Annotated in this window: 13 protein-coding genes; 4 read left to right on the top strand and 9 right to left on the bottom strand. The window is 64.1% G+C overall.

Annotated elements, in window-relative coordinates; all coding sequences use genetic code 11:
* The 9 genes from ETC07_RS00070 to ETC07_RS00030 form a co-directional block, all read right to left on the bottom strand.
* Entirely contained in the window at positions 1-882 is an 882-nt protein-coding gene (locus ETC07_RS00070) for a carbohydrate ABC transporter permease (protein ID WP_136246508.1), read from the bottom strand.
* The gene (locus ETC07_RS00065; RefSeq protein WP_136246507.1) at positions 866-1,975 is read right to left on the bottom strand and encodes an ABC transporter ATP-binding protein; all 1,110 of its coding nucleotides are present in this window, start codon (positions 1,973-1,975) and stop codon (positions 866-868) included. The genes ETC07_RS00070 and ETC07_RS00065 overlap by 17 nt, the downstream gene beginning before the upstream one ends.
* Position 1,976: 1 nt before the next feature.
* Positions 1,977-3,065, bottom strand: coding sequence for an ABC transporter ATP-binding protein (locus ETC07_RS00060; RefSeq protein WP_136246506.1), 1,089 nt, complete (start codon positions 3,063-3,065; stop codon positions 1,977-1,979).
* 329 nt (positions 3,066-3,394) lie between these two features.
* Complete coding sequence (gene upp / locus ETC07_RS00055; RefSeq protein ID WP_136246505.1) at positions 3,395-4,024, bottom strand: uracil phosphoribosyltransferase; 630 nt, start codon at positions 4,022-4,024, stop codon at positions 3,395-3,397.
* A 223-nt stretch (positions 4,025-4,247) separates the two neighbouring features.
* Positions 4,248-4,934 (bottom strand): uracil-DNA glycosylase, encoded by a 687-nt coding sequence (ung, locus tag ETC07_RS00050; RefSeq protein ID WP_136246504.1) that lies wholly within the window; start codon positions 4,932-4,934, stop codon positions 4,248-4,250.
* 3 nt (positions 4,935-4,937) lie between these two features.
* Positions 4,938-5,417 carry a xanthine phosphoribosyltransferase gene (gpt, locus tag ETC07_RS00045; protein WP_136246503.1) on the bottom strand — a complete coding sequence of 160 codons (480 nt, stop codon included), beginning with the start codon at positions 5,415-5,417 and terminating at the stop codon, positions 4,938-4,940.
* A 3-nt stretch (positions 5,418-5,420) separates the two neighbouring features.
* The gene (locus tag ETC07_RS00040; protein WP_136246502.1) at positions 5,421-5,966 is read right to left on the bottom strand and encodes an adenine phosphoribosyltransferase; all 546 of its coding nucleotides are present in this window, start codon (positions 5,964-5,966) and stop codon (positions 5,421-5,423) included.
* A gap of 21 nt (positions 5,967-5,987) precedes the next feature.
* Positions 5,988-7,292 (bottom strand): NCS2 family permease, encoded by a 1,305-nt coding sequence (locus tag ETC07_RS00035; protein WP_136246501.1) that lies wholly within the window; start codon positions 7,290-7,292, stop codon positions 5,988-5,990.
* Positions 7,293-7,467: 175 nt separating this feature from the next.
* On the bottom strand, positions 7,468-8,097 hold the full coding sequence (locus ETC07_RS00030; protein WP_136246500.1) for a riboflavin synthase subunit alpha: 630 nt from the start codon (positions 8,095-8,097) through the stop codon (positions 7,468-7,470).
* Positions 8,098-8,528: 431 nt separating this feature from the next.
* On the opposite strand from ETC07_RS00030, the gene ETC07_RS00025 reads away from it, so the two are divergent.
* The 4 genes from ETC07_RS00025 to ETC07_RS00010 all read left to right on the top strand — a co-directional run bounded on the left by ETC07_RS00025 (position 8,529) and on the right by ETC07_RS00010 (position 11,660).
* The gene (locus ETC07_RS00025) at positions 8,529-9,578 is read left to right on the top strand and encodes a methionine ABC transporter ATP-binding protein (protein WP_136246499.1); all 1,050 of its coding nucleotides are present in this window, start codon (positions 8,529-8,531) and stop codon (positions 9,576-9,578) included.
* Positions 9,559-10,212, top strand: a complete 654-nt coding sequence (locus ETC07_RS00020) for a methionine ABC transporter permease (RefSeq protein ID WP_136246498.1) — start codon at positions 9,559-9,561, stop codon at positions 10,210-10,212. The genes ETC07_RS00025 and ETC07_RS00020 overlap by 20 nt, the downstream gene beginning before the upstream one ends.
* 99 nt (positions 10,213-10,311) lie before the next feature.
* A complete protein-coding gene (locus tag ETC07_RS00015; protein WP_136246497.1) occupies positions 10,312-11,133 on the top strand; it encodes a MetQ/NlpA family ABC transporter substrate-binding protein in 822 nt (273 codons plus the stop codon).
* 71 nt (positions 11,134-11,204) lie between these two features.
* On the top strand, positions 11,205-11,660 hold the full coding sequence (locus ETC07_RS00010) for a GAF domain-containing protein (protein WP_136246496.1): 456 nt from the start codon (positions 11,205-11,207) through the stop codon (positions 11,658-11,660).
* The last annotated feature ends 211 nt before the right edge of the window (positions 11,661-11,871 follow it).

Below are 11,871 nucleotides of genomic sequence, written 5' to 3'. Positions count from 1 at the left end.
TCAGACTCCCCCATCCGGCTTGTCCTTCTGCATGTTCATGATCGCGGTGTAGAACACCCAGCTGACCAGCAGGATGATCAGGAAATAGATCAGCGAGAACGCCGCGGAAGGACCGAGATCCTGCTGGCCGATGGCCATGGTGGTCAGCGACTGGCTGAGGAAGGTGGTCGAGCTGCCGGGCCCCCCGCCGGTGAGCACGAAGGGCTCGGCATAGATCATGAAAGAGTGCATGAAACGCAGCAGCACGCCGATCACCAGCACATTGGTCAGCTTGGGCAGCTGAATGTAGCGAAACACCGACCACTGCGAGGCCCGATCGATGCGCGCCGCCTGGTAGTAGGCATCGGGAATCGAACGCAGCCCGCTATAGCACAGCAGCGCGATCAGCGGCGTCCAGTGCCAGACATCCATCAGGATGATGGTCGCCCAGGCATCCACCGGGCTCGCCGTGATGTTGTAGCCATAGCCCAGCTCACGCAGGCTCCAGCCCATCAAACCGATATCGCCGCGGGTGAAGATCTGCCAGATGCTACCCACCACGTTCCAGGGGATCAGCAGCGGCATGGTCACCAGTATCAGCACCGCCGAGGCCTGCCAGCCCTTCTTGGGCATGAGCAGCGCGATGCCGATCCCCAACGGCACTTCGATGGCCAGCACCGTCAGCGAGAAGGCGAACTGACGCAGTACCGCCGCCTGCAGGGCCGGATCGTTGAGCATCTCCCTGAACCACTCGGTGCCCGTGAAGAAACGCGTGTTGGCGTCGAAGACGTCTTGAACCGAGTAGTTGACCACGGTCATCAGCGGGATGATGGCCGAGAAGGCCACCAACAGCAGCATGGGCAGGATCAACCACCAGGCGTGGTTGTTACGGACTTTCGTCATGGTCGATCTCCACGCGATATTCGTCGACGTACAGGCCGAGGCGAGCGGCGGGAAAGCGCAGGTAGGCGCGTCCGGTCGGCGGCGACTGGTCTTCCTCGACCCGTGCCTTGAGGGAGGTATCGCCGAGTCGCAGGTCGACGATGGCATAGGTGCCGAGATCCTGGATGTGCTCGACGCTGGCCTCGATGCCACCCGCTACCGGCGCCTCGTGCACCTCGATGAACTCGGGACGAATCCCCAGCTTGACGTTGGCCGAAGGGGCGGCCTCGATGGCGCGCCGCATGCCCTCCTCCACCTCCAGCGCCGAGTCGCCGACCCTCACGCGGTCGTCGCGCAGGGTGATCTCGAGGAAGTTCATCCCCGGGCTACCGATGAAGTAGCCTACGAACGTATGGTTGGGCGTCTCGAAGAGCTCTCGAGGCGTACCGAACTGGACCACCTGCCCCTCGTACATCACAGCGATCTTGTCGGCGAAGGTCGACGCCTCGAGCTGGTCGTGGGTGACATAGACCATGGTGATCTCGAAGCGTTGGTGAATCTCCTTGAGCTTACGGCGCAGCTTCCACTTGAGCTGCGGATCGATCACGGTGAGCGGCTCGTCGAAGAGGATCGCCGAGACATCGTCGCGCACCAGCCCACGGCCCATGGAGACCTTCTGCTTTTCGTCGGCGGTGAGGTTCTTGGCCTTGCGCTTGAGCTGCGGCGTCAGCTCCAACACCTCGGCGACCTCCATCACCCGCTCATGGACGCGGGCCGCCGGTGTCTTCACGTTGCGTAGCGGGAAGGCCAGGTTGTCGTAGACCGTCATGGTGTCGTAGATGACGGGAAACTGGAAAACCTGGGCGATGTTGCGCGCCTCGGGGGGCAGCGCATTGACCCGCTCGCCATCGAACAGCACGTCGCCGCGGGTCGGCTCCAACAGGCCGGAAATGATGTTGAGCAGGGTCGACTTGCCACAGCCCGAAGGCCCGAGCAGCGCATAGGCCCCGCCCTGGTGCCAGACGTGGTCCATCTCGCGGATGGCGTAGTCCTGCGGTGATCCCGGAGCGTCGAGGTAGCTATGGGCCAGGGACTTCAGGGCGATCTCGGCCATTTCAGATGCCTCCCAGATGAGACGGGATATGCACCACCGCGCCCTCACGGTCGAAGACATAGACCTTGTGGGTCGGGACGTAGAGCGTCACGGGCGCATCGACGCAAAACTCGTGCACGCCCGCGAGGTGTACCGTCAAATGGACGCGTTCGTTATGCACATGCAGGAAGGTCTCGGAGCCGCTGATCTCGGCCAGGTCGACACTCATCCGCATCTCGATGTCATCCCCGGCCTGCGGCGTCAGCGAGATGTGCGAGGCCCTCACGCCGAAGCGATACTCGCCCGCCGGAAGCGCGCGTAGATCGTCGTCGAGCGGGAAATGCCACCCGCTGTCGAAGGTGACCTCGGTGCCGGACACGCAGCCGTCGATGATGTTGATCGGCGGCTCGGAGAACATCTCGGCGCTCAGGATGGTGCGTGGACGATGATAGACCTCTTCCGTGCGGCCGTACTGCACCAGCCGCCCCTCATGTAGCACGGCACTATTGCCGCCCAGCGCCAGGGCCTCGGCGGGCTCGGTGGTGGCATAGACGGCGATGCAGTTGCGCTCGGCGAAGACGGCTCGCAACTCGTCACGAAACTCCTCGCGGAGCTTGTAGTCGAGGTTCACCAACGGCTCGTCGAAGAGGATGATGTCGGCATCCTTGACCAACGCCCGGCCCATGGCGGTGCGCTGCTGTTGCCCCCCGGAAAGCTCCAGGGGCAGGCGATCCAGGAAGGGGGCGATATGCAACATCTCGGCGATCTCCCGCACCCGGCGATCGATCTCGCGCCGCTTGACCCTGGCGAGCCGCAACGGCGAGGCGATGTTGTCGTAGACGCTGAGGTTCGGGTAGTTGATGAATTGCTGATAGACCATCGAGACGTTGCGCTTGCGCACCGAACGCCCCGTGACATCCTCGCCGTTCATCCACACTCGCCCGCGGGTGGGAGCATCGAGACCCGCCATGAGGCGCATGAGAGAGGTCTTGCCCGACAGGGTGCGCCCAAGCAGTGCATTGAACGACCCCGGCTGAAGTTCGAGACTGACGTCGTTGATGTACGTCTCGCCACCGACCAGGCGGTCGATGTTTTCGAGGATTAGCGACATACCATTCTCGGCTGTATTGTTGTTGACGGTCTACACAAGCGCTTAGGAGAACCCTAACCGAGTTTCGAAGACGTCAACAAATGTAAACAACCGAAAAAAGCTAACCCGAGCGAATCATGCCCCGAATAAATTATTCAACATATTGATTCTTATGGCTTTTATCCAACGATTAAACTTTGGTCAAAGGGTAGGAACTCACGATCCATGGACAGGCAGGTGACGCCACGGCATCGCTCAATGATCGTTTTCGAACATGACGAGGCGATGCCACGAGCCCCGATGAGTCAGCACGCTCAGACTCACCGGAGCCGGCCCGGCGAAACACCGAATTAGCGGGTACCGAAGATCTTGTCGCCCGCATCACCCAGCCCCGGGACGATATACCCATGCTCATCGAGGCGCTCATCCACCGCGGCGGTATAGATTTCGATATCGGGATAGGACGCCTGGACGCGCTCGAGGCCCTCGGGTGACGCCACCAACACGATCACCTTCATCTGCTGGCAGCCACGCTCACGCAGCATGTCCAGCGTCGCCACCATGGTCCCGCCGGTCGCCAGCATCGGGTCGATGACGATGGCCATGCGTTCGTCCAGCTCGCCCGCGAACTTGGAGAAGTAAGGCACCGCCTCGAAGGTCTCTTCGTCGCGGTACAGGCCGACCACGCTGATCCGTGCGCTGGGGATCAGATCGGTGACGCCGTCCAGCATGCCGAGGCCGGCGCGCAGGATCGGCACGATGGTGGTCTTCTTGCCCTTGAGCTGTTGAACGGGGATCTTCTCGCCGCTCCAGCCGTCGAGCTCACTGACCTCGAGCTCCAGGTCCTGGGTCGCCTCGTAGGTCAGCAGCTTGGCCACCTCGCCGGCCAGTTCTCGAAAACTCTTGGTGCTGATACCGGCCTCGCGCATCAACCCCAGCTTGTGCTGGACCAGGGGATGCTGGATGGCGTGGACACTCATGGGCGGACCTCTTCGGGGCGTGGGGGTTCGTGGGCAAGCGTAGTCGCACGCGAGGCGTGCGCAAAATCGCGCGCCATTCTACCCGCAAGCCGCCCCCAGGTTAAGGCGATCATGAGCGCTCGGGCGAGATGGCGCCATCGTCGGAGAAAAACGCGCTACAGGGGCGGAATATCGCGGGACAGCCCATTCCCGGCGAACCATGATGCGCCAGGAATGGCGCCTCTCATTCCGGGGTCGCCGGCAACTGCCAATCGATCGGCTCGCGCCCCTGTTCGGCCAAAAAGGCGTTGGCGCGCGAGAAGTGCCGACTGCCGAAGAAGCCCCGGTAGGCCGACAGCGGCGATGGATGCGGCGCCTCCAACACCAGGTGGCGGGATTCGTCGATCAGCGCCTTCTTCTTGCGGGCATGGCTGCCCCACAGCAGGAAGACGGTGGGCCCGGCATGTTCGTTGACCGTGGCGATGGCCCGGTCGGTGAAGGTCTCCCAGCCGCGGCCACGGTGAGAGCCGGCGCTGCCCTGCTCCACCGTCAACGAGGTATTGAGCAGCAGCACGCCCTGGCGTGCCCAATGTTCCAGATAGCCATGCTCGACGGGGGCGCAGCCCATGTCGGTCGCCAGCTCCTTGTAGATATTGACCAGCGAAGGCGGCGTCCGCACGCCGGGGCGCACCGAGAAGCACAGACCATGGGCCTGGCCAGCCCCGTGATACGGGTCCTGCCCCAGGATCACCACCTTGACCCGATCCAATGGCGTCAGTTCGAAGGCCCGGAACCATTGGTCAGAGTGCGGATAGATGACCTTGCGGGCGGCCTTCTCGGCGGCCAGGAAATCACGCAGCGACTGCATATAGGGCGCGGCGAATTCCTCGCCGAGCCAGCGCTGCCAACTGTCGGGTAACGGACGATTCATCGCTCAGCGCTTGATCCGGTCGGCCAGGGGTTCGACATAGGTCACGCCCATATCCCAAGGGAACTGGATCCAGCAATCCTGCGCCACCTCGGTGAGGTACTGATCGACCAGCGGGCGCCCATCCGGCTTGGCATAGACGGTCACGAAATGCGCCCGGGGCAGCATCTCGCGCACCTTGTGCGCGGTCTTTCCGGTGTCGACCAGATCATCCACCAGCAGCCAGCCTTCGCCGTCGTGGTCGACACCCTTCATGACCTCGAGCGTGCCTTGATCCTGGCCCTCATAGCTCTTGATACAGACCGTATCGATCAGCCGCACGTTGAGCTCTCGGGCGATCAATGCCGCCGGGACCAGCCCACCGCGGGTGATCGCGATGATGCCCGCGAAGTCGCGCTCGACCAGGCGATGGCAGAGTTCGCGTACGTCCCGGTGCAGCTGGTCCCAGGAGACGATGAAGTGCTGGTGATAGCGATGGCTCATGATGCGTTACTCGTCTTCGGTAAAAGAGCAGACCGCGAAGACGTTGTAACCCGCCTCACGAATACGATCCGCACCGTTCAGGTCCGGCAGGTCGACGATGGTGGCGGTCTCGACTACCTGCCCGCCGCTGCGGGTGATCAGCTTGGCCGCGGCCAGCATGGTGCCGCCGGTGGCGATCAGGTCATCGACCACCAGGATGCGGTCACCCTCGCGGAAGGCATCGCTGTGCAACTCCACCTCGGCCTCGCCATATTCCAGGGTGTAGGTCTCGCTGATGGTCTTGAACGGCAGCTTGCCCTTCTTGCGCACCGGCACGAAGCTGCAGCCCAGCTCGTAGGCCAGCGGCGCGCCGACGATGAAGCCCCGCGCATCGATGGCGGCGATGGCATCGAGGTCCATCTCCTGATAACGGTGCACGAAGCTGTCGACCAGCTTGCGGAAGGCCGCGCTGTTCTGCAGCAGTGGCGTGATGTCACGGAAGTTGACCCCGGGCTGCGGCCAGTCGGGCACGGTGCGGATGACGGACTTGATGTAGTCGCCGTAAATGCTCATCGCGATTCTCGTCGGTCGGTGTCAGTCGAGGAAAAGAAGCTTGGCGCTGAAGACCAGCGCCAGTACCACCACGGCCGGATTCAGGTCGCGGAAGCGACCTGCAAGGGCCTTGATGGCGGCATAGCTGACGAAGCCCAGGGCGATGCCCTCGGCGATGGAAAAGGTCAGTGGCATGGCCAGCGCCGCGATCAGTACCGGTGCCGCCTCGGTGGCATCGTCCCAGTCGGCGTGCGCCAGGCTTCCGGCCATCAGCACCGCCACGTAGAGCAGCGCCCCGGCGGTGGCATAGACCGGTATCGAGCCGGCCAACGGCGAGAAGAACAGGCTGATCAAGAACAGCACGCCGACCACCACCGCGGTCAGCCCGGTACGCCCGCCGGAGATGATGCCGGCGGTGGATTCGATGTAGCTGGTGGTGGTGGAGGTGCCCAGGGCGGCACCCGCCATGGAGGCGCCGCTGTCGGCCATCATCGCTCGGCCGATGCGCGGCAGCTTGCCTTGCTTGTCGAGCAGGCCGCCGCGGTGGGCGACGCCGATCAGGGTGCCGGAGGTGTCGAACAGGTCGACGAACAGGAAGGCGAACACCACGCTGATCATGGCGACATCGAAGGCACCGGCCAGGTCGAGCTGCATCAGCGTCGGAGCGACGGAGGGCGGCAGGGAGACGACACCACCGAATTCATTGTGCCCGAGCAGGATCGACAGCACGGTGATGCCGAGGATGCCGATCATCACCGCGCCGGTGACGCGCAGGTGGGCCAGCGCGGTGATCACGAAGAAGCCGAGCAGCGCATAGAGCGCCGACGGCTCGGAGAGATCCCCCAGCGCCACATAGGTGGCCGGGTTGTCGACCACGATGCCGGCGTTCTGCAGCGCGATCATCGCCAGGAACAGGCCGATGCCGGCGGCGATACCCAGGCGCAGGGACATGGGGATCGAGTTGATGATCCATTCGCGGATGCGGAAGATGCTGAGCAGGAAGAAGGTGAAGCCCGACAGGAAGACCGCACCCAGCGCCGCCTCCCAGGTGTAGCCCATGCCCATCACCACGCCATAGGTGAAGAAGGCATTGAGGCCCATGCCGGGCGCCAGGGCGATGGGATAATTGGCCCACAGGCCCATGATCAAACAGCCCAGCGCCGAGGCGACGCAGGTCGCCACGAATACCGCCCCGTAGTCCATGCCCGATTCGGCAAGGATGCTCGGATTGACGAAGATGATGTAGGCCATCGTCAGGAAGGTGGTGACCCCGGCGATGACCTCGGTCTTCACGTCCGTGCCGTGCTCGGCGAGTTTGAAGTGATTGTCGATCAGGCGGTTGAACATGGAAGAATCATCCTACGCGGCATTTCGCGTCCTGGGTGCGAGAAAAGCCGCACATGGTAGCGGAAGGCGCCCGGCGAAGCGAGACGCTCTCCACCGAGGCGGCGGCGGGGCTGTCTGAGGTATAAGAGATGCCCGCTGCGTTAGCCAGCCGGTCGGCCAACGCACACTGAACGCCTCAGGCGCCGCGTGAGGCCATGACCCGCTCCACCGTCTCGACGATCGCCTGGGTCTGGGGATCGATCTCGATGTTGACGCGATCGCCGCACACGCGGTCGGCGAGCACGGTCCGCGCCAGGGTCTCGGGAATCAAGTCGACGCAGAAGCGCGGTCCATGCACGGCGGTGGCCGGGCTCGCCTCACCGATGGTCAGGCTGGCACCGTCGACGCCGATGTAGCCCTTGTCGAACACGAAACGCCAAAGCGCCTCGGGTAGCTCGAAGCACAGCCGACGGTTGTTGGGTGCCTCGTCGAGGGTCACCAGCTCGGCGGTGGCGATGACGTGGCCGGACATGGCATGGCCGCCGATCTCGTCGCCGAAACGCGCCGCACGCTCCACGTTGACCCGACCGCCGATGCCGAGCTCGCCCAGGTTAGTGACCCTCAGGGTCTCGCGCATCAGATCGAAGCTGACGCACTCGCCGTCGATGGCGGTGACGGTCAGGCAGACCCCGTTGTGCGCCACCGAGGCGCCGATCTCAAGCCCTTCGCTCAACGCGCCCGGCAAGCGCACCACATGGGTCCGAAAGGCTTCCGCCTCCTCGATGGCCACCACCTCGGCGACGCCCTGCACGATGCCTGTGAACATGCCCTTCCTCTCGTGTCGTGCCGCCCCGTCGGGCGGGAAGGTGCTTAGTGTAGGGAAACGCTCCGCCATGCGTCCATGACGCCTCGCCTTGCGCCTCGCCACCGGTGGTGGCCATAGCGCCACGCACAGCAATTCTTGCTGCCTGTCGAGTGTTTCCAGATATTCTCACCAAAAACATGCCGAGTCGCCCGTCACATGCACCAAAACGTTTGACACAAACCCGTTCGAGCCCTAGGATTCCGCACACATTTTGAAGGCGCCGATTTGGACCCGGATTGCGGGCGCCGACGCCGCATGGCTTTCCAGTCTTGCGGTGTGAAGTGCAGCTAAAAGGGTGTGTCCAGCGTTGATGGCCACCCGTCTAGGGTGGCCTTTTTTTCGCCCTTCGCACGCCTCGCCCGCCCCTCCCCGGCGCCACTCCGGTGGCCCAGATGATTCGACTCCAGAACGTATCCAAGACCTACTTCACCCCGGGCAATCGCGGCGGCGTCGAGGCGCTCAAGCCCGTCGACCTGCACGTGCCCAAGGGACAGATTCACGGCGTGATCGGCCTGTCCGGCGCCGGTAAATCGACCCTGATCCGCTGTGTGAACCTGCTCGAGCGCCCGACCACGGGCAGCGTGACGGTCGATGGCCAGGAGCTCACCGGCCTGTCCGGCGACGCTCTCAACCAGGCCCGGCACCGCATGGGCATGATCTTCCAGCATTTTAACCTGCTGACCTCGCGCAACGTCTTCGACAATGTCGCCCTCCCGCTAGAACTGATGGGCATCAAGAAGGCCGAGATCAGCGAGCGCATCACGCCGCTTCTGGAACTCGTCGGCCTGGCCGACAAGACCCGGTACTTCCCGGCCCAGCTCTCCGGCGGCCAGAAGCAGCGCGTGGCCATCGCCCGAGCACTGGCCAGCCGCCCCCGGGTGCTGCTGTGCGACGAGGCCACCTCGGCGCTCGATCCACACACCACCGGCGCGATCCTGGAACTGCTGCAGGACATCAACCACCAGCTCGGCCTGACCATCCTGCTGATCACCCACGAGATGGAGGTGGTCAAGACCATCTGCCACCGGGTCAGCCTGATCTCCGGTGGCGAGCTGGTCGAGGAGGCCGATGTCGGCGACTTCTTCACCGCGCCGGGCACCCGACTGGGCCGCGACTTCCTCAACGACTTCCTCGAGCTCGAGCCACCGCGCACGCTGATCGAAAGACTCGAGGAAGCCCCCGGCACGCACACCCATCCGGTGGTGCGGCTGGCCTTCTCCGGCGACACCGTCTCCACGCCACTGATCTCGCGACTCGCTCGCGAATGCGGCGTGGACGTCAGCATCCTCCAGGCCAAAGTCGAATCGATCCAGGATCGCACCCTGGGCCTGATGATCGCCGAACTGATGGGCGACGCGGACGATACCCGCCGCGCCATCGACTACCTGGAAACCCACGACCTGAAGGTGGAGGTGCTCGGCCATGTCCAGCGCGATGCTTGAACTGATTCTCGAAGCCACCCTCGATACTCTCTACATGGTGGGGGTCTCCGGCCTGATCTCCGCCCTGATCGGCATTCCCCTGGGCGTGCTGCTCAACGTCACCCGCCCGCGCCAGATCCTGGCACAGCCGGTCCTCAATGGCGTACTGGGCATCATCACCAACGTCGGGCGCTCGGTTCCCTTCATCATCCTGATGGTGGCCATCATCCCCGTCACCCGCAGCCTGGTCGGCTCATCGATCGGCACCAATGCCGCCATCGTGCCCTTGACCATCGCCGCGATTCCCTTCGTGGCACGGCTGGTCGAGGGTGCCCTGAACGAGATCTCGCCGGGCCTGATCGAGGCCGCCCAATCGATGGGGGCCACACCCTGGCAGATCATCGCCAAGGTACTCCTGCCCGAGGCCCGAGGCGGCATCTTCACCGCCCTCACCGTGACCATCGTCACCCTGGTCAGCTATTCCGCCATGGCCGGGGCCGTCGGCGGCGGCGGCCTGGGCGACCTCGGCATCCGCTACGGCTACAATCGCTTCAACCCCACCATCATGCTGATCACCGTGGTGATCCTGGTCATCATGGTGCAGGGCTTCCAGAGCCTCGGCGACTACCTGGTGCGCAAGAGCGACCACAAGTGAGGCGAGGCCATTAATAACCAAAAAGAATTACATTTGTAGCCATTATTCCATTACAATCATTCCCGAACCTCACGACAGCCTCGATAGGGAGACATCGATATGCGCAGCATCCTGATCGGCGGCCTCGCCGCCTCGGCCCTCGCCTTCGGCCCGGCCAGTGCCGATGAGCACAGCATCAAGGTAGGCACCGTGGCCGGCCCCGAGACCGACGTCATGCAGGTGGCCGTCGATATCGCCAAGCGCGAGCACGGCCTGGACGTCGAGATCATCGAGTTCACCGACTACGTCACGCCCAACGCCGCCCTGGCCGATGGCAGCCTGGACGCCAACGCCTATCAGCATGAGCCCTACATGCAATCGATGGTCGAGGATCGTGGCTACGACTTCGCCATCGCCGGACGCACCTTCGTCTACCCGATTGGCGCCTACTCCGAGCAATACGACAGCATCGAGGCGCTGCCGGATGGCGCGACCATCGCCCTGCCCAACGACCCGACCAACGAGGGTCGCTCGTTGATCCTGCTCCACGAAGAGGGCCTGATCACGCTGGGCGATCCGTCCAACCTCGAGGCCACCCCGCTGAACGTCGTCGAGAACCCCCACGACTTCGACTTCCGCGAGATCGAGGCCGCCCAGCTGCCACGCGTGCTGCCCGATGTGGACATGGCCTTCATCAACAACACCTTCGCCCAGCCGGCCGGCCTGAGCCTGGACGATGCCCTGATCAAGGAAGGCCCCGAGTCTCCCTACGTCAACATCATCGCCGTGCGCGCCAGCGACAAGGACCGCGAGGCGATCCAGCAGCTGGTCGACGCCTACCAGAGCGACGAGGTCGCCGCCAAGGCCGAGGCGCTGTTCGATGGCGCCGCCGTCCAGGGCTGGACCCAGGACGAACCCGAGACAGCCGAGCAAGCCGAATAAGGTGAGCGCTCGCACGCATGCCAGGAGGGGCCGGCCAATGAGCCGGCCCCGCTCGTTGTGAAGGAAACATCATGACCGACTACTCGCTACTCGCCCGCCAGCTCGATGCCCTGCTGGACACCCGCGACGCGCTGACCAACAGCGCCCAGGCCTGCGCCTTCATCATGCAACAGGTGCCCGACCTGAACTGGGTCGGCTTCTATCTGCACCGCGAACCGCAGGTGCTATCGCTCGGCCCTTTCCAGGGCCAGCCCGCCTGCCACCCCATCCCCTTCGGCAAGGGGGTCTGCGGCGCCGCGGCGCGCACGCGCGAGACTCAGCGCGTCGAAGACGTCCACGCCATCGCCGACCACATCGCCTGCGATGCCGCCTCGCGCTCCGAGCTGGTGATCCCGATCATGGCCAACGACCGGCTGTGGGGCATACTCGACCTGGATAGCCCGTCCGCCGGGCGCTTCGACGCCGACGACCAGGCCGGCATGGAGGCCCTGGTGCGGGTATTCGTCGAGCGCAGCGATCTCGACTGACCACACGGCCCGCCGATCACTCCGGTGGCGCCCCGCGCCACCGGAGCCGTCATCATCACGGCGCCAGGCACGCCATGATGCGCGCACGACGAAAGACGCCCCGAAGCATGAGCCTCGGGGCGTCTTTCACTAATCTGGTAGGACCAGGCGGATTTGAACCGCCGACCTCCACGATGTCAACGTGGCGCTCTAACCAACTGAGCTATGGTCC

Source organism: Halomonas borealis (genome assembly GCF_004798905.1).
Classification (GTDB): domain Bacteria; phylum Pseudomonadota; class Gammaproteobacteria; order Pseudomonadales; family Halomonadaceae; genus Halomonas; species Halomonas borealis.
Note: the sequence above shows the minus strand (reverse complement) of the source record. Positions and strands in the feature narration are given on the sequence as shown.